The organism is Helicobacter sp. L8 (genome assembly GCF_003660355.1).
In the GTDB taxonomy this organism is placed as follows: Bacteria; Campylobacterota; Campylobacteria; order Campylobacterales; family Helicobacteraceae; genus Helicobacter; species Helicobacter labacensis.
In genome coordinates this window covers 77162-99491 of the sequence record NZ_QXQR01000002.1, presented here as the reverse complement: position 1 = coordinate 99491, position 22330 = coordinate 77162, and the positions used below count along the sequence as shown (strand labels likewise).

General features: G+C 48.1%; 22 protein-coding genes. 12 read left to right on the top strand and 10 right to left on the bottom strand.

Translation table 11 applies throughout. The annotated features are described in order from the left end of the window. The first annotated feature begins 1 nt into the window (after nucleotide 1). Genes nuoL through EAO37_RS01600 form a run of 5 tightly spaced genes read left to right on the top strand, consistent with a single transcriptional unit; the run spans nucleotide 2 to nucleotide 8554 of the window. Nucleotides 2–1864 carry an NADH-quinone oxidoreductase subunit L gene (gene nuoL / locus EAO37_RS01615; RefSeq protein WP_120951141.1) on the top strand — a complete coding sequence of 621 codons (1863 nt, stop codon included), beginning with the start codon at nucleotides 2–4 and terminating at the stop codon, nucleotides 1862–1864. A 1-nt stretch (nucleotide 1865) separates the two neighbouring features. Continuing rightward, nucleotides 1866–3362: an NADH-quinone oxidoreductase subunit M gene (locus EAO37_RS09175; RefSeq protein ID WP_205589725.1), complete on the top strand. Its 1497-nt coding sequence runs from the start codon at nucleotides 1866–1868 to the stop codon at nucleotides 3360–3362. A gap of 8 nt (nucleotides 3363–3370) precedes the next feature. Further along, a complete protein-coding gene (gene nuoN / locus EAO37_RS09170; RefSeq protein WP_162982926.1) occupies nucleotides 3371–4789 on the top strand; it encodes an NADH-quinone oxidoreductase subunit NuoN in 1419 nt (472 codons plus the stop codon). Further along, nucleotides 4764–7148, top strand: a complete 2385-nt coding sequence (bamD, locus tag EAO37_RS01605) for an outer membrane protein assembly factor BamD (protein ID WP_240451686.1) — start codon at nucleotides 4764–4766, stop codon at nucleotides 7146–7148. Before nuoN ends, bamD begins: the two co-directional genes overlap by 26 nt. A gap of 8 nt (nucleotides 7149–7156) precedes the next feature. After that, a complete protein-coding gene (locus EAO37_RS01600) occupies nucleotides 7157–8554 on the top strand; it encodes a phosphomannomutase/phosphoglucomutase (RefSeq protein WP_120951137.1) in 1398 nt (465 codons plus the stop codon). On the opposite strand, the gene EAO37_RS01595 is transcribed toward EAO37_RS01600, so the two are convergent. From EAO37_RS01595 to EAO37_RS09165, 5 genes are all read right to left on the bottom strand, one after another. Then, nucleotides 8516–10390, bottom strand: a complete 1875-nt coding sequence (locus EAO37_RS01595) for a 6-hydroxymethylpterin diphosphokinase MptE-like protein (protein WP_120951135.1) — start codon at nucleotides 10388–10390, stop codon at nucleotides 8516–8518. The two genes, EAO37_RS01600 and EAO37_RS01595, sit on opposite strands and share 39 nt — an antisense overlap. Before the next feature lie 343 nt (nucleotides 10391–10733). Further along, on the bottom strand, nucleotides 10734–11123 hold the full coding sequence (locus EAO37_RS01590; RefSeq protein ID WP_240451685.1) for a lecithin retinol acyltransferase family protein: 390 nt from the start codon (nucleotides 11121–11123) through the stop codon (nucleotides 10734–10736). 20 nt (nucleotides 11124–11143) lie between these two features. Beyond that, nucleotides 11144–11281 carry a hypothetical protein gene (locus tag EAO37_RS09500; protein WP_235852941.1) on the bottom strand — a complete coding sequence of 46 codons (138 nt, stop codon included), beginning with the start codon at nucleotides 11279–11281 and terminating at the stop codon, nucleotides 11144–11146. Between the two features lie 57 nt (nucleotides 11282–11338). Beyond that, nucleotides 11339–11809, bottom strand: a complete 471-nt coding sequence (locus tag EAO37_RS01585) for a hypothetical protein (protein WP_120951133.1) — start codon at nucleotides 11807–11809, stop codon at nucleotides 11339–11341. Nucleotides 11810–11868: 59 nt separating this feature from the next. Further along, nucleotides 11869–12099, bottom strand: coding sequence for a hypothetical protein (locus EAO37_RS09165; protein ID WP_162982925.1), 231 nt, complete (start codon nucleotides 12097–12099; stop codon nucleotides 11869–11871). A gap of 407 nt (nucleotides 12100–12506) precedes the next feature. Here EAO37_RS09165 and EAO37_RS09790 point away from each other — a divergent pair, with 407 nt between their 5' ends. Continuing rightward, the gene (locus EAO37_RS09790; protein WP_276206397.1) at nucleotides 12507–12632 is read left to right on the top strand and encodes a hypothetical protein; all 126 of its coding nucleotides are present in this window, start codon (nucleotides 12507–12509) and stop codon (nucleotides 12630–12632) included. Between the two features lie 538 nt (nucleotides 12633–13170). Here the strand turns inward: EAO37_RS09790 and EAO37_RS01570 are convergent. From EAO37_RS01570 to EAO37_RS09160, 5 genes are read right to left on the bottom strand one after another with little or no spacing between them, the layout of a single operon-like run. Continuing rightward, entirely contained in the window at nucleotides 13171–15390 is a 2220-nt protein-coding gene (locus EAO37_RS01570) for a Smr/MutS family protein (RefSeq protein ID WP_120951127.1), read from the bottom strand. Then, the gene (locus tag EAO37_RS01565) at nucleotides 15387–15734 is read right to left on the bottom strand and encodes a hypothetical protein (protein WP_120943989.1); all 348 of its coding nucleotides are present in this window, start codon (nucleotides 15732–15734) and stop codon (nucleotides 15387–15389) included. Before EAO37_RS01565 ends, EAO37_RS01570 begins: the two co-directional genes overlap by 4 nt. Next, nucleotides 15734–17068, bottom strand: coding sequence for a UDP-N-acetylmuramate--L-alanine ligase (murC, locus tag EAO37_RS01560; RefSeq protein ID WP_120951125.1), 1335 nt, complete (start codon nucleotides 17066–17068; stop codon nucleotides 15734–15736). The genes EAO37_RS01565 and murC overlap by 1 nt, the downstream gene beginning before the upstream one ends. Further along, nucleotides 17062–18192: a succinyldiaminopimelate transaminase gene (locus tag EAO37_RS01555; protein ID WP_120951123.1), complete on the bottom strand. Its 1131-nt coding sequence runs from the start codon at nucleotides 18190–18192 to the stop codon at nucleotides 17062–17064. Before EAO37_RS01555 ends, murC begins: the two co-directional genes overlap by 7 nt. 10 nt (nucleotides 18193–18202) lie before the next feature. Next, the gene (locus EAO37_RS09160; protein ID WP_162982923.1) at nucleotides 18203–18373 is read right to left on the bottom strand and encodes a hypothetical protein; all 171 of its coding nucleotides are present in this window, start codon (nucleotides 18371–18373) and stop codon (nucleotides 18203–18205) included. Nucleotides 18374–18400: 27 nt separating this feature from the next. Between EAO37_RS09160 and EAO37_RS01550 the strand changes: the two genes are divergently transcribed. Genes EAO37_RS01550 through miaA form a run of 6 tightly spaced genes read left to right on the top strand, consistent with a single transcriptional unit; the run spans nucleotide 18401 to nucleotide 22283 of the window. Then, the gene (locus EAO37_RS01550) at nucleotides 18401–18781 is read left to right on the top strand and encodes a hypothetical protein (protein WP_240451684.1); all 381 of its coding nucleotides are present in this window, start codon (nucleotides 18401–18403) and stop codon (nucleotides 18779–18781) included. Continuing rightward, nucleotides 18750–20009 carry a GIY-YIG nuclease family protein gene (locus tag EAO37_RS01545; RefSeq protein WP_240451683.1) on the top strand — a complete coding sequence of 420 codons (1260 nt, stop codon included), beginning with the start codon at nucleotides 18750–18752 and terminating at the stop codon, nucleotides 20007–20009. Before EAO37_RS01550 ends, EAO37_RS01545 begins: the two co-directional genes overlap by 32 nt. Nucleotides 20010–20059: 50 nt before the next feature. After that, a complete protein-coding gene (nikR, locus tag EAO37_RS01540; protein WP_120943999.1) occupies nucleotides 20060–20512 on the top strand; it encodes a nickel-responsive transcriptional regulator NikR in 453 nt (150 codons plus the stop codon). Then, entirely contained in the window at nucleotides 20496–21083 is a 588-nt protein-coding gene (gene nadD, locus EAO37_RS01535; RefSeq protein WP_120944001.1) for a nicotinate (nicotinamide) nucleotide adenylyltransferase, read from the top strand. The genes nikR and nadD overlap by 17 nt, the downstream gene beginning before the upstream one ends. Then, entirely contained in the window at nucleotides 21070–21396 is a 327-nt protein-coding gene (rsfS, locus tag EAO37_RS01530; protein WP_120944003.1) for a ribosome silencing factor, read from the top strand. Before nadD ends, rsfS begins: the two co-directional genes overlap by 14 nt. Beyond that, on the top strand, nucleotides 21396–22283 hold the full coding sequence (gene miaA / locus EAO37_RS01525; protein ID WP_120944004.1) for a tRNA (adenosine(37)-N6)-dimethylallyltransferase MiaA: 888 nt from the start codon (nucleotides 21396–21398) through the stop codon (nucleotides 22281–22283). Before rsfS ends, miaA begins: the two co-directional genes overlap by 1 nt. Nucleotides 22284–22330: the final 47 nt, after the last annotated feature.

Sequence of the window (22330 nt, the reverse complement as noted above, 5' to 3'; positions counted from 1 at the left end):
TATGCTAGAGGTCCATTGTGCGCAAATGCTCTTAGTAGCGGTGCTATGTTTGCCCTTGCTGGGCGCGCTCTATGCGGGTTTGCTAGGAGGGTATGCTAGGCTCGTGCATGTAGGGATTGTCAATTCTGCACTCTTGGCAGGCGCGTTTGTCAGTGCATTAGTGCTTGCCAAGGGTGTTTTCTTCGATCACGCCACTTATAACGCCTATCTCTTTGATTGGATCGCCGTGGGTGGGTTTAAAGTGGGCTTTTCCTTCATGCTCGATCCCATTAACGCCGTGATGATTGTCGTGGTAACTTTGGTTTCGCTCCTTGTGCATGTGTATTCCATTGGCTACATGCTAGAAGACAAGGGCTATAACCGCTACTTTAGTTATCTCTCTGGCTTCGTGTTTTCCATGCTCTTTTTGGTGCTCAGCGATAACTTTCTAGGACTCTTTGTGGGCTGGGAGGGGGTGGGCTTGTGTTCCTATCTACTCATCGGGTTTTGGTATCATAAGAGCAGTGCCAATAGTGCCTCTATTGAAGCCTTTGTGATGAATCGCATCGCCGATCTGGGCATGCTACTAGGCATTTTATGGCTCTATTGGGCTTTTGGATCGTTGCAATATGAAGTGATCTTTGCCAATATTCAGAGCATAAATTATGGGGTCTTGCTAGGCATAGGCGCGCTGTTGTTTGTAGGCGCGATGGGCAAGAGCGCGCAGTTTCCCTTGCACACATGGCTAGCCAATGCGATGGAGGGACCCACACCCGTATCAGCCTTGATTCACGCCGCGACCATGGTTACAGCCGGGGTGTATTTGTTGGTGCGCGCCCACCCGCTTTATAGTGCCCTGCCCGAACTAGGCTATGCTATTGCGTGCTTGGGGGCGTTTGTCGCGCTCTTTGGAGCCAGCATGGCATTAGTCAATAAAGACCTCAAGCGCATTATCGCCTATTCTACTCTCTCCCAACTAGGTTACATGTTCGTAGCTGCCGGGCTAGGGGCTTATTGGGTGGCACTCTTCCATCTCTTCACCCATGCCTTTTTTAAAGCCCTCTTGTTCTTGGGCGCGGGTAATGTGATGCACGCCATGCATGACGAATTAGACATTAGCAAAATGGGCGGGCTTTACAAACCCTTAAAGTTAAGCGCGATTTTTATGACAATCGCCTCTGTGGCACTATGCGGAATCTACCCTTTGGCAGGCTTTTTCTCTAAGGACAAGATTTTAGAAGTCGCCTTTGGCACGGGACACCATGGACTCTTTTTAGCCTTGCTCATTGGAGCGGTCTTCACCGCCTTTTATAGCTTTAGACTTTTGATGTTGGTCTTTTTTGCCCCTCAAGTGCATAGCATTAAACACCCTCATGAAGCCCCTAAATTTATGCTCGTGGCGATGAGCCCCCTTGTGCTCTTAGCCGTAGTAGCAGGCTTTGTAGAACACCCCTTTTGGCACGCCCTCTCACAAGTCATCCCCCAATCCTTTTTAGACTACCCCGTGCCTACATGGCTGTTGCTCACCCTCACTACGGGGCTAGTCTTGCTCGCTATCATCTATGCGATTAAAAAATACCAACACGGGATTGTCTGCAAGAATAAGGGGCATGGTTTTCTTTACAAACTTCTTTACAACCAATACTACATCCCCCAACTCTACGCTTGGCTGGCGCAAGGCTTTTTGCGCTTGGGCAAATTCTTATGGCGCAAATTAGAAGTGCGCGCGCTAGATAGTGCTATTGACGCGTTAGCTAAAATCCCCGCGCTTTTAGCCCAAATTTTAGTGCCCATGCAAAGTGGCAATTTGAGCGCGGCTTTAAGGTGGATGGGCTTTGGGGTGGTAGTCATGCTGGTGTTGGCGATTTTGAGTTTCTGGAGATAGCATGGATTATTTGCAACTAATGCCCCCTTCGCATTTGTTAAGTCTGTTGATCTTCTTGCCTATGGTGGCAACCTTACCCCTATTTGGCATGTCCGATCGCCACGCCAAGGGCTATGGCGTGTTGGTGGGCTTTGTGGAATTGTGTTTAACCCTGTGGTTATGGGCACTCTTTGATCCCACACAAGCGAGCATGCAATTTGAAGAAGTGGGTTCTTTGGGCTTTTTAGAGAATTATGGGATTAGCTACCATGTGGGTGTAGATGGGATTTCACTCTTTTTGTTGGTGCTCAGCGCATTGGTGATTTTCTTATGTGTGCTCTATGTGCGCGCACACCAACAAGCCATGATTATCGCGCTTTTATTGCTTGAGGGCATGCTCATGGGAGTGTTTAGCGCGCTCAATTTAATCTTTTTTTACTTATTTTGGGAAGTTTCGCTCTTGCCCGTGCTCTATTTGATTGGGCGTTTTGGGGTAGGGGCTAAAGTCTATTCAGGACTTAAATTCTTTCTTTACACTTTTGTTGCTTCCTTATTCATGCTCTTGGGAATCTTATATTGTGGCTACGCTTACGCGAGCGTCTCTGGGGGGTGGAGTTTTGATCTCTATAGTTTAGCCCAAGTGGTTTTACCCGAGCATGCGCGCCTTTGGGTCGCTCTAGCCTTCTTCATAGGTATCGCAGTGAAAATCCCTATTTTCCCCTTCCATAGCTGGATGCCCCATGCTTATGGGAACGCACCCATTATAGGTTCTGTCGTCTTAGCTGCCCTGCTCTCTAAAATGGGGACTTACGCCCTCTTGCGCTTTTTTGTGCCCTTTTTTCCCGATTTTATCAGCGCGTTTTTTATCCCCCTATGCGTGCTTGCGCTGTGTATGGTCATTTATGCGGGCTGGTTGGCATGTTCTCAGCACGAGATGAAACGCCTTGTGGCTTATAGCTCCATGTCGCACATGGGGGTTGCCTTAGTGGGGATTTATGCGCTCAATAGCACGGGGGTAGTAGGCGCGATCTTTACGATGATTTCGCATGGACTGGTGAGTAGCGCGCTTTTCTTGCTCATCGGGGTTGTAGTGAGCAGGCAGGGCTCTAGCAAGATTGTTGCCTTTAGGGGGCTAGCCCATTTTATGCCCGTGTATGCAACTTTCTTTATGATCGTGGCTCTAGCTAATGTGGGTTTGCCCTTGACAAGCGCGTTTGTAGGCGAGTTTTTAAGCTTACTGGGCTTTTTTGAGCGCGCGCCCGTGCTCACCTTTGTGGCAGGGATTACCATTATTTTATCGGCTATCTACATGCTCAATCTCTACAGAAAGGTCTTTTTTGGCGCGCCTCCAAAACACCTTCTAGGCGATCTCTCTTGGGGACAAAAGGGGGTTTTGGGTGCGCTCATTGTTGCCATTTTATTTTTTGGCATCTACCCCAAACCCTTGTTACATTCCATAGAAGCCAGCGCGCAAGCTTTGGTGCAAAGCGCAAACGCGCGCCTATCAGTCTCTCCCTAAGGATAGTTATGGATACTTCTTTGTCTTTGCAAGAACTCAGCCTTCCTAGTGTCTTGCCCATGCTCATTAGCGCGTTGGGGGGGGTGTATGTGCTCTTGCTCAACGCCTTTAAAAAGAACTTTTCGCGCAATCTTAATATCTCTTTGGTGCTTTTATGCTTAGGTTTGGATTTTATCGCCCTCTTTGCGCCCGTGAACACCACCTTTAGTTTCTCCCATCTCCTCGAGATCGATTCTATCTCTTTGCTAGCCCAGAAACTCATTGTGATCGCCAGTTTCTTGCTCATGCTCTTGGTCTGGAGTAAGGAGCGCTTTGAGGAATTCCAAACTCCAGAATTTTACGGACTTTATTTATTCATGGTGGCGGGCTTCCAATTAATGGTTTCTAGCGATCATTTAGTGGTGATTCTCTTAGGGCTTGAAACCGCTTCGCTCCCCATGTGTGTCTTAATGGCGCTCAACCATAAGGATACGGGACTAGAAGCGGGCTTGAAGTATTTCACCATGGGCGTATTAGCTAGTGTGTTTTTTAGCATGGGGGCGATGATCCTCTACCTATTGACCGGCAGTTTAGAACTCTCTAACATGAGCTTTACAGAGAATTTTAGCCCCGTGTTGTTGTGCGCCTTTGCCTGCGTGTTTTTACTAGGGGCGATTGGCTTTAAGGTATCCTTAGTGCCTTTCCACACTTGGATGCCCGATATTTATGAGGGCAATAACCCGGTGTTCACAGCCTTCATCTCTATTGTGCCCAAAATTGCGGGCTTGGTGGTGGCTTGGCGGGTGTTCTCTTTTTTCTTGGCTACGCAAATTGCGTTTTTACAAACCCTCTTTTACGCGCTTATCGCGCTCACCATTACTATTCCCAATCTCCTAGCCCTTTTGCAAAAGGACGCTAAGCGCATGATGGCTTATAGCTCCATTTCGCACACGGGCTTTGCGCTCGCCTGCGTCTTTAGCGCGAGCCCAGAGGCTATGCTCAATTACTGGCTCTTGTTCTTGCTGACTAATGTCGGGGCATTCGCGCTCTTTTGGGGGGTGAGCAGTCGCGCTGATAGCACGGCTACGCGCTATGACTACCCTTATGCGCGCTTTAATGGACTCATTAAAACCCAACCCCTATTAGCCTTGTTAGGGGCGATCTTTATGTGCTCTCTAGCCGGGATTCCCCCTTTTTCTATGTTTTGGGGCAAGGTGTTGGTTTTGCAAAGTCTGTTGGTTCAGGGCAATGTTTTTTTATGCGTGGTGATGGTGATCAATAGCGCGATCGCCGCAGTCTATTATTTGCGCTTATTTGTAGCCATGCTCTTTGCTAACCCCCACCCTCAAGAGCATTTAAATGGGGGGTATGGGGTGTATGGCGTGTTAGTGGCGATGGCTTTAGCATGCGTGTTTAGCGTTTTTGTGCTCCAAAACTATGCCCTTTAAGCGCGCCTTAGCACTCTTAGCATGCGTGCACGCGCCCTTATTTGCGCTCCAACTCAGCCTCACCCAAGGCAAGGAGGGGAATAAGGATTTTGCTACCCTCACACTCACCCATGATAACCCCTTTGCTTGCACCCAAGCGCGTATCCCTCCAGAGGTGGTAACATGTGTCATCCACTCCATCCCCAAGCCCGGTTTCACCCCCTTAAAAACGCCCTTTTTTGATATCTCCTATGAAATGAAAGATTATGTATTTTATTTGCATATCCGTCCCAAATTCCAGCAACAACTCTTTGCAATCCCCTATGACTATAAACAACACATCCCCATCCAAAAAACCACTGCACGCACCTCAAAGGCATGGCAGGTGGTGGGCTTCCACTACACCATTCCCTTCCTTAGCCCCAAAAAACCCGATGAAGCTGTGCACAAGGGTCTTAATTTCCCCATTGTGATTGAAGACGCGCAAACGCCCTATATCAAAGAATTAGGGGTGGACAACCAACCTTTGCACTACTCTAAGGGCGGGGATTTAGATGGCTATTTGAATGTTAAGAAACTCATCCAAGAACAATCTTACCTCAACGCCCTGAAAGCCATCGGCAGTATTTTTCAAGTTTATCCTGACACCTTATTTAGAAAAGACCTCTATCTCTATGAGCTCATCGCGCTATCTAAACTCCAAAAACGCCCCGATCTCCTGTTGCAAATTGGTGAACGCTGGTTGAAACTCTACCCCTCTGATCCCCAAGTGCCCCATGTGCTCTACTTGATAGGCACAGCCTACATGCAGATCAACTACGCCAGACAAGCCGCCGAACAATTCAAACGCGTGCTAGACGAATACGCCCAAAGCCGTTATGCAGCCCTCTCCTACATGCGCCTAGCCCAACAGGCTGCCAATGAAGGCGATGGCTCTAGCGCGTTAGCAAAGTTTCAAAAAGCCTATAGCCAAGCTAAAGACAAGGAGAGCGCGAGCGAAATCGCCTTCGCTTGGGCGCGCTTTGATTTGGATCACAGCGAAAGCCCCAACGCTGCCTCTTTAATTAATAAAATCTTGCAAGCCAATTTAGATTTTTTTCTCTTGGACTTATCCCAATCCTATGCCATGATTTTAGACCTCAAGGCGCATGCCCTCTTTGAACCCGCCATCAAGATCACCAAACTGCTCGCCAACCAAGACAATGATCCCGTGATTAAAGAAAAAGCCGCTTTTGAGTTAGGGTTGCTCTATGCCAAAAACAAACAACCCAATGAAGCCCACATCGCCAATCTCAACTATTTAGACAATTTCACCAACGCCGCGCACATTAGCACCATCAAGCAAAGAGATCAAGAAATCCTCTTTTTGATGCATGGGAGTTTTGAGGAGAAATTGGCGCGCTATAACCAGATCATCAAGGACTACCCCACAGGTTCTAAAGAACACCAAAAAGCCCTAGATTACAAGGCGCGCATGCTCTTAGAAGAGCACTACTATAGCCAAGTTTTAGCGATGGCTCCGGATCTGCCCCTAAATTCTGAGCCCATGCAAACCGCGCTATTGCAACTGGGCAAAAGCGCGATCAAGGAAGGGGATTGCAAAAGCGCGGGTTCGTTCTTAGTGCAGGTAACCCCTTTAAACCCTGAGGAATTTGATGAGAAAGATCAACTAGAAGCCTTCGATTGTTTTTATGATGCCAAACTCTACAACCAAGCTGCGATCTTTTCTAAAAACGGCGTAAAACAATCCCAAAGCCCTCAAGATCGCCTTAATTGGCTCTATCGTCAGGGTAGAAACCTCTACGCGTTGAAGAATTATCAAGATTCTCTGCTTGCCTCTAAGGACGCGCTCACTCTGGCCGCTCTGCATAAACGACAAAAATACTACGACATCGCCTTCGTGGTGTTTTTAGACTACATGCACACCAACAACCCCCAAGAAGCTTTTAAAGTCTTCCCTAAACTCCAAGAATGGTTTAAGGGCGATGCGCGCATGCTAGAGGTCTATGGACTCTTATTGCAAAATGAGGAAAAAAGCACCAATAACCCCACCACTCTTGAGCTCTACGCTAAGAACGCGATCGCCTTGCAAAAACAATACCAGAGCGATGCGTTTATGCCCTATGCCCAAGAACAACTCATCAGCGCGCTCATGCGCCAAAACAAACTAGAAGATGCGCTCAAACAAAGCGAGGTGTTGTTAAGCAAGCCCCTAGAGGATAAGGATAAAACCCATGTGCTCTACATGCAAGGGAGTATTTTTAAAGCGCAAAACAAGTTGGACAAAGCACAAAAAGCCTTTGAAGCCTGCGATGCCATTAAAACCACTTCGGGCTGGAAGGACTTGTGTAGCCAAGCTTTGAATTTACTCAAACCCTAAGGATGAACATGGACTTACAAGCGGACATTTTTAGAGAATACGACATTAGGGGGGTGGTCTCTACCCAACTCACCCCTGAAGTGGTCTTTAACATCGGCGTGCATTTGGGAGATTTAATGCGTGATAAACGCGTGGGCGTGGGTTATGACGCACGCACTCATGCCCTAGAACTCTTGGAGCATTTATGTAATGGCTTGGCACATAGCGGGGTAGAAGTCTTTGATCTAGGCATGATTCCCACCCCTGTAGCTTACTTTGCGACCTTTGAGAGTATAGAGGGCGTGCAACTGGCTAATTCCATTATGATCACTGGATCGCATAATCCCCCCGAATACAATGGCTTTAAGATCACCCTAGATCAAAAACCTTTCTATGGAGAAGCAATCCAAGAACTCGCCAAACACATCGCACAAAACCCCCTACCCTATCAAGCTAGCGATCCTACCCCTAGAAAACTCAACGCCATTGGTTTTTACCAACACTACCTTGCCACCACCTTTAGCCACCTGCAAAACTTCCCCTACACTCTCGCACTAGATTTTGGCAATGGAGTGGGGGGATTGGGCTTAGAGCCGATCTTGTGTGGGCTAGGAATTCCATTTGAAAGTCTCTATGCTAACCCTGATGGGACTTTTCCTAACCACCACCCCGATCCCAGCGAAGCCAAAAACCTAGAGGATTTAAAAGCACACATGCAAGCAAAGGGCATAAAAATCGGGCTTGCCTTTGATGGAGATGCCGATCGCATCGCACTTTTAACCCCCACACACACCTACGCGGGCGATGAATTAGCGATTTTATTCGCCCAAGATTTGCACGCGCGTGGACTCAAACCCTTTGTGATTGGCGAAGTCAAATGCTCACAGGTGATGTATGATAGCATTAATGCGATCGGGCAAGCCTTGATGTATAAAACCGGGCATAGCAATTTAAAAGTCAAACTCAAAGAAACTAACGCCCACTTTGCTGCCGAGATGAGCGGGCATCTCTTTTTTAATGATCGCTATTTTGGTTATGACGATGCGATTTATGCAGCTTTGCGTATTTTAGAACTCTTTTTGACCCATACCCCTGAGCAGTTAGAGCGACATGTGTGCGATCTGCCCTATTCGTATAAAACTCCTGAAGAGAAAATCAGTGTGCCAGACACCCAAAAGTTTCAGCTGGTCGCACAACTCCAAGAGGCTTTAAAAGGGGATTTACCCCCTAATTTTCCCCTTGTGTTAGAAGTCGTTAATATTGATGGGGTGCGCGTGATCTTTGAACACGGCTTTGGTTTGGTGCGCGCGAGCAACACCACGCCCACACTGGTAACCCGTTTTGAAGGTAAGGATGAGGCATGCGCACAAAGTTATAAGGATGCCCTGCTAGGCTTGCTCGCCCACTTGCGCGCCCATCCTCTCTAGGGTTTCTAGTATAATCTCTTTGGCACGCGTATAAAATTTAGCGATCTGGGCTTGGGGGAGAGAGAGCGCGCTAGAGAGCATGTGCATGCAACAATGGCTAAGTGTGCCCTCTAATAAAATGCCCTCTAGGGGGTGCTGTGCGCTCAAGCGCATGCTTAAGGCGTGCAGGCGATCGATAAGGGCATAGAGTTCTCTTTTGGTGTTAATGGGGGTGTTTAACGCTTCTTTAAGGGGGGTTAGTAGGGCGTTAAATTGCGTAGGTGGGTGCATCTTAGGGAGGGATGTAAAAGCACTTTTAAGGCGTTTAAGGGCTTTGGCTTTAGCGCAGGGAGGGAGTTTAAGCGCGCTAGATCGCATGGGCTGGGTGTGTTCAATATAAGCCCCTCTGGAGAGGTTATAAACTAGGGGAGCGCGTTTTTTAAAGAGCGCGCCCATTTGATTTTTGGAGAGAATAAAAAGCCCATCGGCAAAAACCCGTGCGCTTTGCTCAAAGTTGGGGCGCACTTCTAGGGCATCGCTGGGGATGTGGGCGCACTCCACCCCATAAAAAGAGCCTTGCGCGTGCTTGGCTTGTCCTTCAATATAGCCACAATCCAGCCCGCATAAAATCAAAGTCTTAGAAAACAAGCATGCCAAACTCACCCCGGCATTGCCCACAAAGGGCGCACTATACTCTAGGGCTAAGTCCCCCCACAGATACCCGCTCGCACTCCCCCCGCGCATGAAAAGATAACTCTCTTGGGCTAAACGCACCGCTTTAGGGTTGCACATGTTGGCATAGATCAAGGGGGTTTGATCTAGGGGGGCTTGTTGGAGCACCTCTGCGAGGTAGTCAATGCGCTCGATTTCAATGTGAAAATCTACTTTAATGCCATGCGCTTTCAGGGGTTTTAAAGCCGTGCCACAACTAAAGATGATCATGCGATCTTGATTAGCTTGTATAAAATCTAACAAACCATCTAAACTCGGACCATTGCCCACCACACAGATAGGCACGCTAAAGGGTTTGCAAGTGTGGGGGTTGAGCACTAGGGGGGATTTTTGCAAATTGGCTAAGGTGTTGCTCAAGCCCAACATTTCATCTTCAAAACTCCCCCACCCCCTTAGCGCACTTTTTTTATGGGCGTTGAAACGCTGTTGGGCTAGGGTGCTATCCTGGCTTTCATAGGGCTTAAACTCTAAATGTAAAAAACTATGGGTGATTCTCTTAGCGTGAAAAAGGGATTGTAAAAGCGTATCGGGCATGCGCTTTAAAAAGATGACACACGCTTTAGGAGGAGTCGCCTTAAAGAGTTTGGCATAATCCACAAAAAAGCAACTCACACGCAATAAGTCAATGTGTTCTTCATAGATGTAGAGCGCGTGGAAGAACGCCCCTTCTTCTAACAACAACGCTAAAAATAGCCCTCCGGCTAAACCAAAAAGCGCGCTGGGCGGGTAGAAATTCCTGCCTAAAGACAAAGGAGCACTTGGATCACCTAAAGCTAAGAGTTGATCGCACGCGTGCTTGGTCAGAGGTAGATTATCTAAATCCAGCGCGCCCAACTCCACCCCGCTACTTTTAAGTTGCCATTTGGGGTTTTGCAAAATATTTTGTGCCCATTGCCTAGAAATTGCTACCATCTGGTGTTTGCCCCCTTCATAGGGGAAAAACAGCGCGCCATCGTGGATTTGCACGATATTAAAACCCTGCGCGCCAAATAAGAGATTGTAGGTTGTAGGGGGGGGCAAGAGTTGGGTATAAAGCCCGGGTAAATTGTTTTGGAAGAAACTTAGATTGCGCGCAAAGCGTCTTTGCAGGGCATGCTGGCTTAGATCAAGAGTGCTTGTTGTCATGAGGGCTACTCCTTTGAAAAATCTTTGCTGGAGGTCTTGATCCCCATAGCTGGATTATAAGCAATTAGCAATCTTTTATACAAACATGTTGGGGTGTTTAAAACCCTTCATTCTGCCTTTATAGCCATTGGTGTGTCATTTTTGACTCATGCCTTGCTTGTTTCTTGACGGGTTGATCTCTTGTTGCCTAACTTGTGCGGTGCGCAACCCACGCGGCCGGTTGAAAGCACTTTGTTAGACGCGCAACGCGCTAGAGCGTTTTGCCCACTAGCCCAAATCACCAACATGGGCAAGACTTAGGGAGTGGAGGGGGTTTAGAAGTGCTATTAGAATGGATGCGAAGTTACTGTGCCCACACCCGCCAACAATCCATCTTTAGGGTTTGGGCGATCTCTTGGCTGGGTTTGCGCGCATAAATCACGCCTTCCATGTTCTGCCCCAAACACTCCGCAATAAAACCGTGGTAATTATTCTTAAACAAGTGGTAATCCCTAGCTTGCCCCACTAAGGACAATGCCCCTATGTCAAGATCGCCAACCGTTCTTGTGCCACGACAAGAGACAAAAATGATCTTGCCTTCCGAAAACCCTTGAGAAGTGCATTTTTCAATGCGACTCCCATTGAATTTACCGGTCAAATGCACGATTTGCCCCCCACCTACATAGACTCCCGTGTGCGAAAACGCATCGGCAAGATCATGCCATAACACACTGCCTATTGCTGGTTCGCACACCCCATCGCCTTTCCGATAAACTAGAAAATTTCTAAAAATTCCTCATAAACATCTTGGGCGATCTGTTTGGTCGCTAATAGCATGTCTACGCGTTTGCGGATTGTGGGTGGCAACGCGTCTTTGAGGATCGCCCCGGCTGTGGATAAGACAGATTCCACATCTAACCCCCTCTTGCGCCCCCCTCTAGGGCATTTTTTGGCATAACTCCTCCTTGTTTAAAACTTAACTGCGTAAAATAGGGCGTATTTTTCATAGCGTTTGCGCTGGTTGCTAGAACCCCCTGACCCACTCGCGTCCACACCTAAATTTAATTGCGCCAATCTATGCAAAAACCCTTTGGCAAAAAAGTTTGACAAGCCCTGATTCACACCAATCTGGGTGTGAAAATCCATTTGTTCACGACTGACTTCCTCAAAAGTCTTTTCCATTTGGCAATGGTTCTTGAAAGACGCGTTTTCCTTAACTTTCCCATTCCTCAAAAAGGTGTCCACAAGTTCAGCCACGCCTACTTTTTCTAGGGCTTGGTGGCTGATCCCTCTTTGATCCAACCAATCTTGCAATTCTTTAGGGGTGCATTGGTCCCCAAAATCACCAGATTCACGCGTGAATGTGGATTGTTGCTGTGTTCTGGTTTGTTTTGTGTTTTGGGATTCTCCTTCCATGCTACTCCCAGCCACAATAGCCATCAAACCGCCCTTCTAGCGTGTTTCCTCTGCCATCTCTTGAAATTCTTCTTGACTCCTGCTCACTTTAAACCCAAAGTTCTTTTTGCCCATTTTGCTAAAGAGCATGCCCAAGAAATTCGCCAAATCAAAGCTTGCATCTCTTTTGGGAAAAGTTTTTTAGCCTCTTCAAATTCCTGCGCCTGAGTTTTGTCCAGTAAAATCACTTTTTTCACTTTTGTTCTTTCCTTTTCAATGTGTTTAATGTGTTTAGCAGGTCTCTTAAGCACGCCCAGCATTTGTATAGCGGGCATGATAACCATTTGAGCTTTCTAGGGATTTTTGCGCCCTCAAAGTCCAATGCTTGCGCGCTTAGAGCGATCGCGTCCAAGTTTTCCTTGTTATCGTAGATAAAAATGGCGTAACACACCCGCCCGATGCGATCTAACTTAGGGTGTTTTAAATACGCCAAACCCCTGCCCCCCACACCATAAACAGCCTCTTTTTCAAGTTTGGTCTTGAGAGCGTCAAGAGGGTTTGGTTGATGAACTCTAGAGCTCGTGTTTGATCCTCTCCCTCCAATATTTTGCCATCTTGCACCACTACGAGTTTTTGCTCTGTATCTTGCATATAGGCATAGACACTCATGAAATCTCTAAAAATCTTTCAATCTCTGCATAGGGCTATCCTTGAGTTCAAAGACACGCACAAGGGCTAAAGCTTGCAAGTCTTGGATAATGCGCTTGTGATCGCTGGAGCTAGGCACATAGCCGTATTGATCGCTGAGGCTATGCGTGCCGAGGGCAAAACCTTTTGTGTGCCTAAATCGCCTGCCATTTTTGTGTAGACTCCAATGTGGGTCTTGATGTCTGTGGCAGTCTTTGGTTCTTTGAGATATGCCACCGCGCTAAACACATAGACAAGGACGCGTTCTTCATAGTCTGCGCTCTTTGTTTTGACAAAATCTTATTGAGGCTATGGCTACTCCCCGTGCAATCTAACAGCCCAAAATTTCTCCCTTTGTATAATTCAAGGTTGGTAGTCGCCTTATGATCACTGCCCTTAAAACTATGATCAATTAAGACATGGCGCAACTCTGTTTTACCCGCACCACTCAAACCATAGAGCAGGTAGAGCTTTTTCTTGGCGGTGGAGGCGGTGGGTCTTTGGGGGGATCGTCCTTATCAAAATATTCTTTGTAAATCCACACTGCTCCAACGGCAAGACCGCCAATAATCCATGGCCAAGGCATTTTAAATTTCTTTCTGTGAAATAAAAGCGCATACGCGCGCTAAGAGGGGGGTTAGATTAATCTTTTCTTTGAGGGGGGGGGGGGAATGAGATCAACATCGCAACTCCTTTGTGTGGCATTCTAACACAATCCTCTAAAGTTTTACGATCTGCGCGCCTGAGCCACCCAAGTTATAAGGCGCGTCCTCAAAGGCGATCACCTTGGGGTGTTTTTTAAGCCACTCTCTTAGGGCTTGGCGTAAAATCCCCTTGCCCTTGCCATGCACAATTAAGACCTCTTCAAAGCCGGCTAAAAGCGCGTTGGCTAAGAAGTCTTGGGCTTGCTGCAAGGCTTCTAACACCTCTAGGGCGCGCACATCTAAGCGCATGGAGGCTTGCGCTGTGGGCTTGCGCTCTAGCTTGACTTGGGGGGGGCTTTTGGGGGGGGTGGCTAAGGTGAGTTCTTGGGCATTAATTTTGATTTTTAAGCCATTGTCTAGAGCCACTAAACAAGTGTCTTTATTGAGGCTAATGATCGTGCCTAGCTGGTTTTTATAGCGCACGCATGCCCCCTGAGTGAGCGCTGGGGGGGTGGAGGGGGAGGGGGATTTACAAGGCGCGATCAAAGCTGTTTTGATCGCTTGGATTTGCTGGTGGGCATGGCTTTTATTTTGGGTGCGCTCAAATTCTTTAAGCGCGTCCTGCAAGCCTCTTAGGGCTTGCTGGTAGCTTTTCTCTAGCGCGTTTTGTTTGGCTTGCTGGGCTTGAGTTTGGGCTTTAATTTGTTCTAGTTGCTCTTGGATTTGTCTGTCATGGGTTTTTTTAGCCTCTTCAAGCTGGATGCGTTGGACTCTTAGTTCTTGTTCTAGCGCGCTGGTGCGCTCAATCAAGGCGTTTAAATTCTCCTGCTCTGCTCCATACAGCGCGCGGGCTTGATTAATGAGTTCTGGGGATAAACCATAGCGCAACGCGCTTTCAAAGGCGTAGCTCTTACCAATGAGACCGGGGCTAAAGGTGTAGGTGGGGAGTTGGGCTTGGGGGTCAAAGTGGGCAGCTAGCAACTGCACGGCGTGGTTTTTGGCTAAGAGCAAGGCTAAATGCTTGTGGTGGGTGGTAACCACGATCTTAGCCCCCTGTGCCATTAATTTTTCTAATAGCACCTTGTAAAGACAACTCGCCTCTGAGGCATCCGTGCCTAGCTCGATCTCATCCACGCCTAGCAAGAGGTTAGGCGTGCTTAGGGCGCGCTGGAAGTCTAGCATGCGCCCAGCAAAGGTAGAGATGTCATTTTGGCTATTTTGGGGATCGTTGATAATGGCTTGGATATTTTCAATGTAGGGGATGGCTGAGGTAGAAGCATGGATTTTAAGGGGCAAAAAATGTTTGGCTAGAAACACCGCGCTTAAAATGGATTTGAGCAACATCGTTTTACCCCCCGTATTGACCCCGGTAACCAGCAAGAGAGATCGATCAAAGCGCAAAGAAATGGGCTTGGGGTTGTTGAGATTGGGGTGTGCAAAGTGGCTTAAGGCAAAATCCCCCCTGTCATTGGGCTTGATAAAACTCAAATTAGCACTTTTGGCAAATTGCACCCGTGCGATCAAGTGATCCAAATAGTCAAACTCGTGGTTGATAAAGCGCAAGAATAAAAAATGGGGGCGCAACAGTCCGCTCCAATGCGCACAAATGCGCGCTAGATTTTCCTCGATCTGGTTTTGCACCTCTTGGATTTTACGACTCAAATCGCGCGCTTCTAGGGGTTCAATGTAAAAATACCCCATGTGGGATCGCAAAATCACCTGCCCCTTGAGTGCCACACTAAAACCGGGCTTAACCAATAAGCTTTCTATGCCATTGACAAAATGCACCTGCCGATCTACAAGATAGGGCTGTAGATTTGACTTGCTCAAAATCTGGTTAAAAAGTTTTCTTTGTTGGGCTTGTAAGCGCGCTAGACTCTCTAAGAGTGTATCTAAATCGGGGTAAAACCCGCTTTTAAGCGCAGGGGTATCTTGCATGTGTGTGCTTAATTCTAGCAGGGTTTGGGGGAAGTGGATATTCTCTAGGTAGGCGTGTAAGTGCGGGTGTTGCTTGGGGTTAGCTAGGGCTTTGAGGTAGGCAAAATAGCGCGTGATCTGCACAAAGGCAAATAGGGTATCTAAACGCCACAACCCTCCTTTTTTGAAAGCCTTGAGCGCGTCTTTAAGGCAGGTGAGTGCTGGGGGGGGAGTGCAATCTAGGTGTTCTAATTCTTGCAAATGCTCCCAAATATTAGGGGGTGTGCGGCTGAGAGCAAAGTCTTTAGGGCGGGCTAGGAAGGTGCTAAAATGCGCAATAAAGCGTGTTAAATCTAATTGGGCAATTAGGGCACTCAAGGGGTTTGTTTCTGGCAGGATTGTAAGTCTATTAAAGTGTCTTTCATGGGACCATTAGGTTTGCCCAAAAAGCTCAAGGTGCCGGTCACTAAATTGAAGTTTTTATTATCCACGCTGATATGGTTTTGGCATACTAGGGTTTCTCCGCGCAAAAACGCGCGCTGTAAATCCACTTGGGCTTGGTTGGCGCGATCTTGTTTGTAGGTGTAAAAACCCACTAACCCTCCCAAGAGCAATAACACCCCCGCGCTGACAAGCTTTTGTTGCAAGCGCCATAAGCCAAAGTCCTTTAAGAGAATCCACAGCAAGATCAGCACTAAAATTAAGACGATCCACGCGCCCATTAAACCTCCCCTCTTAGCTGGGTGGTGATGTCCCCCGCGCCAAAGCCTACCACCAACCCGCGTTGCAAGGTGCGAATCTTGACCTCTTGCACGAAGAGCTCTAAACCTTGTGGCGTGCGCCACACGCGATCGATAAAGGTGGGTTGTAGATGCTCAAAAAGCGTGTGCATGTCAATGTCTTGATGGGGTTCACCCGCTTTATAAACGGGCAAAATATAGAGTTCTTGGATAATGGGGTGCTCAAAACAACGCTGGAAAGCTTGCAAATTGTCCAATAATCTGGAATACTTATGGGGTTGCCAAATGATGGTGCTAGAAGACATGCCCTTTAACTGGGCGTAGGTTTGCAGGGCTTGCAAGGTGGCGCAAATCTCTGTGGGGTGGTGGGCATAATCGTCAATCACAACCAACGCGTCTTTTTGCAAAATATCAAAGCGTTTTTTAATGCCCTTGAATTGGGCTAAATTAGCCCGCAAGGTTTCTAGGGGCAATTCGTCCAAAGCAGCCAAGATCGCTAGCGCGGCATTGCTAGCCGTGTGCGCACCCAGCCCCCAAACTTCAAAAAAGCCGTAATCTCTCAATTTAAAACGCGTGTAGGGTTCTTCCCCCCTTAAAAAGTAAGATACTTGGCTGATGTCTTTTTGCGGGTCTAAACGCTGTGCCTCTATCTCTAAACCCTGTAAGAAGGGATCTTGGGTGTTGATAACGCGTTTTTGCCCCATTGTTAAAAAATCTCTATAGGCTTGATAAAAGGCATCTAAATTGTAGTCATAGCCCTCTAAATGCTCCACCTCAGCGTTGGTAACAATGGAACAATAGGGATTGGAATGCAAGAAACTTTGATCGGATTCATCGGCTTCAAAGACAAGGCTAGGGCTATTGCTTTCGCGCACATTCGAGCCAAAATCCTTGCTGGTCGCCCCGATGATCGCCCCAAAGTGGGGCAATAACGCGCTGAGCATCGCGCTGGTGCTACTCTTGCCATGCGCCCCACACACGCTAAACACCCGCTTATCCTCTAGAATGTATTCTAACGCCCGCTTGCGTGAGAGAATCACGCAATTTTTCTCCATCGCCGCGACAATTTCTACATTGTCCACCTTGATGATCGCAGAGTGGATCACCACTTCTTGATCGCTAAGCGCGCTGGGATCATGGGGGATGGTGATAGGAATGCCTAGCTCTTGTAGATAACGCGTAATGGAGCTTTCCACAATATCTGAACCGCTCACCTGCGCGCCTTGGGCTTTAAGGTATTTGGCTAGTCCTGAAATGCCAATCCCCCCAATGCCAATGAAGTGAATCTTATAGGTGTGGATGGGACGATCTAGCATGCCACACTCTTTAGATAAGTTTGGTGGGTGGCTTTGAGCGTTTTTAGGATGTCCTGCATAGCCTCATAGACTAAAGCCACGCGCACAAAATGCTGGGTGTGGGGGCTATTCAAAGGGCTTAAAAAATCCCCGGGTAAGACTTTAATCCCGGTGTGGGTGTAGAGATAACGCGCAAACTCCTGTCCTTTGTGCACCTCCCACCACACATAAAAGCTCGTGGGCGCGACATGCACATCTAGAATCTCTTGAGCTAGTGCTAAATTCGTGGCGTAGAGCTGGCGAATCGCCTCTTGGGCTTTGAAATCTAGCCACCCTACCGCGCTGGCATGTTGTAAGGGCAGGGGGATCGCACACCCGCTATAACTCCTAAAAACTTGGTAAGCCTGCAAGACTTGAGAATCCCCAGCGATGTAACCGCTCCTAAGCCCGGGCGCGCTCAAGGTTTTAGACAAAGAATTGATGGCAAGCACATTTTTAAAATTCTGGTTGCCCGCTTGTAAACAAGCTTGCAAGATAGAGGGGGGGGGGGTGGCGCTGTAAATATTGCTGTAACACTCATCATTGACAAGCATGAAATTGTGATCCAGCGCTCTTTTCACCCAATTTGTCAATTCCTCTAAACTCAAGGCGCGCCCTGTGGGATTATTAGGGGAGTTTAAGATCACTAGATGGGGGCGAGATTTGGGGTCTAATTGGGGTGTGAAGTGGTTAGCAGGATTTAGGGGCATGAAGAGAATCTGGGCTTTAGCCACCTGCGCGCTACCTAAATAGACTTGATAGAGGGGATCGGGTAGGGCGATGCTAGGCTGGGCTTTGCCATGTAGGTAGAAAATAGGAAAACTAAAGAGGGCTTCTTTAGAACCTAGGGTGGGTAGAATCTGCGCGGGAGTTAAGCGCACCCCAAAACGCTTGGAGACAAAGTCTATTTGGGCTTGTTTTAAAAAAGCCTCTCCCCCACTTCTAGGGTAAAAACGCAAGGTGGAAGTGTGCTCCTTGAGGGCGTTTTGGGTAGCAAGGGGGGTGGGAAATTGGGGTTCGCCAATGCTAAGATCGATGCTAGCAAAGGGGGGGTTAATGCCCTGTAATAGCGCGCTCAAGCGTTCAAAGGGATAGGGCGCAAACATACAAATCCTTTTAAGGGGTGTTTTCTTGGATCATGTGGTTAGAGTTAGGCATTTGGGCTTTGGGGTAGGGAGAGGGTTTGGCTTTGTAAAAGGGTGCGGCTTTGTAACCACAACCCGCACACAAACATGCTAAAATGCCAATATGAAACACTCTTGCGATGTGCTTAAATCTGTTTTGCAAAACAATCCCTCATTAAAACCCTTGGAAATGCGCCTCAAGCTCCACCAATTAAAGCGCTTTTTACCTCTCAGCATTCGAGAATCTCTGTCCAGCATTATAATCAAAAACTCTAAACTCTTGCTTGTTTTTAGCCACCCTAGCGCGCACACCTATTTTTGCAAACATGCGCAAGAATTTAGCCAAACTCTGCTAAGAGAGGTGAAACATTTGGGCTTAGAAATCCCGCCCCAGCTCACCATTAGAGCCTATGTTTCCCCAACAGCTAGAGCTAGATTTAAGCCTAAGCCCCCCAAACTCTACTATCTAGAGTGCGCCAAAGGGACTTTTGACAACCATGCTCAAGACCCCCAGCTCAAAGCTATCTTTGAGCGTATCCGTGCGTGTATCCAAGCCCATGCAAATTCTTGAAAATTTGCCTGAGAGTTGCGGGGTTTACCTCTATTTGGATCGCGCAAGCCAAATCCTCTACATCGGCAAGGCAAAGAATCTCAAAAAGCGCGTTCTGAGTTATTTTCGCATGCAGGCAGGGCGCGCCACCCCCAACCCCAAGAACAGCGCGCGCGTGCGCGATATGGTTACCAAGATCGCTTCCATTGAATGGCAAATAACTTCTAGCGAACACGAAGCCTTGCTTTTAGAGGATCGCTTGATCAAGCAACACCAACCCCGCTACAATATCTTACTCAAGGACGCAAAAACTTACCCCTATATCTGTTTGGACATGGCTTTGCCCTACCCGATCTTGCACCTGCAACGCCAGCCCAAAGAACACCTACGCTGTTTTGGACCCTTTAGCTGTGGGGCTAAAGAGATTTTAGAAAGTGTACTAGAGAGAATCCCTCTAGCCCAAAGCCTCTCTTGTGCGCGCGCCAAACGCGCCTGTGTTTTTTACCAACTCCAACGCTGCAAAGCCCCCTGCGAACACAAAATCAGCCCTCAAGATTACGCGCGTCTGGTGCAAGAAGCCCTAAATCTTTTAGAAAATTTGCCCTTATTGGGCGCATTGCTCAAAGAGCGTATGCGCGTTTTAGCCCAACAGGAACGCTTTGAAGAGGCAGCACTCTATCGCGATCGCCTAGCCAAAATCCAAGAACTCTTGGAGCGCTTGCAAGACTCCACCCCCATGCGCGCCTTGCAAACTCTCTTAGGTTTGGATGCGCCTTTAGAGCGCGTTGAAATCTTTGATGTGAGCCACCACGCCCAAAGCCATTGCGTGGGTGCGATGGTGGTCTTTGAGGGGGGTAAGTGGCTTAAAAGCGCGTATCGACGCTATATTCTTAGCGCTAAGGACGAATACGCCCAGATGCAAGAACTCTTACAAAGGCGCGCCAAACGGCTTAATCGCCCTGCGGATCTGTGGCTACTAGATGGGGGCAGAGCCCAAGTGCGCCTAGCCCAAGAGATTTTAGCGCGCGCACAGGTGTCCATTAGCGTGCTAGGGATCGCTAAAGCCAAAAGCGCGGGGAGAACACGGCGATCCATGGGCGATGTGCCCGATGTGCTTTACACTGTGGATCGCACCTTGCGCTTAAAAGCCAACGATCCCTGTTTACAATGCGTGCAACGCTTGCGCGATGAGGCGCACCGCTACGCTCTAGCTTTCCACCGCCACAGAACACTAGCCCAAATTGTGTAATAAGCCAAATTTGGTTAGAATCGCGAAATTTTTCCATCATAGGGGTAATCATGGAGCATAAGGACGATTCGATCATCAGGTTTTCTGTGTCATTGCAACAGAATTTGCTAGACGAATTAGACAACCGCATCATCAAAAATGGCTATTCTTCTCGATCGGAGTTGGTGCGCGATATGATCCGCGAGAAATTAGTGGAGGACAATTGGTCCAATGAAGAGAATTTAGAACATACCAAAGATGGGCTGACCGTGGCGGTGCTGGTGATTATCTACGATCACCACCAACGCGAACTCAACCAAAAGATCATCGACATCCAACATGAAAGCCACATTAGTATCATGTGCACCACCCATGTGCACCTCAACCCCAACAACTGCCTAGAAACCATCATTTTGAAGGGCAAACCCTCTGAGATCATGCACTTACACCTAGAGATCGGGGGGCTCAAGGGCGTGAAATTCTCCAAACTCACCAAGGCTTCTAGTTTTGGACAAAACACCTAGAGTCGCCCTATATGGGGGAAGTTTTGATCCCCCCCACATCGCCCATTTAGCCGTGATCTACCAAGCCCTAGAGAGCCTACCCATCGATGCCCTCATTGTCCTAGTGGCTTACCAAAACCCTTTCAAGGGCGCGCCCTGTTTTAGCGCGTCCCAGCGCTATGCGTGGATGCAAAGTCTTTTAAAGGGGCTAGCTAGAGTGCAGGTGAGCGATTTTGAAATCCTTGCCAAGCGCCCCGTGCCTAGTGTAGAGAGCGTGTTGCATTTCTACCATAGTCTAAAACCTAGCAAGTTTTACTTCATTGTGGGCGCAGACAATATGGTGCATTTGCCCCAATGGGAGGGCTACGCCCTTATGCGCGCGCTGGTGGAATTTGTGGTAGTGCAAAGACAGGGTTATAGCCCAACCCCCCCCCACCCTTGTATCTACATGCCCTTGCCCCAGATCACCCACCGTATTTCCTCTAGCCAAATTAGATCACTATTAGCCCAACACCAAATCCCCCCCCACCTTCCCCCCACTCTGCAAATGGGGGTGGTAGAGAGTTTTAAGGAAGCCCATGCCCGATCCTAGAATCGCCCGTATCGTAGAATTGCTAGAAGATAAAAAAGCCCTAGACATCGTGGTTTTTGATTTGAGTAGCCAAGACTATGTTACCCAAAAGGTCGTCATCGCCACAGCGCTAGCGGGCAAGCACGCTCTAGCTCTTTTGGATCATCTTAAAACCACTCTCAAGCCTTTGGGTGAACAATTTTATGCTATTGATGCGCATAATGAAGAGTGGATCGTCATAGACTTGGGGGACATGATGGTGCATTTATTCACCCAAGAAATCCGCGTGCGTTTCGATTTGGAAGGCTTTTTACGCACTTATAAAAACCCCTAATGCCTCTTCTCATCGCCATTTTGGGCGCGAGCGCGAGTGGAAAAAGCGCGCTGGCTTTAGAGCTTGCCTGTGAACTAGGCGCGGAGGTTCTCTGTTTAGATTCACTAAGCGTCTACAAGGATTTCAACATCGCTTCAGCCAAGCCCAGCCCCCAAGACTTAGCCCGAGTCAAGCACTACGCCATCAATGTGCTAGAGATTTGGCAAGCCTGCCATGCCCCCCTCTTTTTACAAGAACTGCAAAGAGCCCTAGCCCAGAGTCGAGCACCGGTGTTACTCTTGGTGGGAGGGAGTGGCTTTTATCTCAAGGCGATCTTGGAGGGTTTAAGCCCCCAGCCTCCTATTAGCCCAAGTGTGCGCGCCCAAGTGGCTAACTTCCCCAAGCCTTATGAAACCCTTCAGAGCCTTGACCCCCTTTATGCGCAACAAATCCACCCTAAGGACACCTACCGCGTCCAAAGAGCCTTAGAAATTTTTCTAGCCACCAACACCCCCCCTAGTCTTTATTTTAAAGCCCACCCTAAAATCCCCTTTAAACTCCCCATTAAACTTTACGCGTTGTGCTTGCCCAAGGATATTTTGCACACTAGGATTGCCACGCGCACCAAGCGCATGCTAGATCAAGGACTCATCGCCGAAGTGCAGGGTTTAGCCCATAAATACGGCAACACCCACCAACCCTTTAAAGCCATAGGTCCTAAAGAGTGCTTGGCTTATTTAAACGGGCAATACAACGCCAAGCAACTCCAGCAAGCTATCACCATCCATACCCAGCAATTAGCCAAACGCCAAAACACTTTCAACAAAACCCAATTCAAAGACATCACCCACCTGGAAGCCCCCGCCCTCTACAAAGAGATTTTAGAGTATATTAGGAGTCACACCTGAGCGCATAGCGTGAGCGCGCGTAACACAACCGCTGTATAGTAGACTTT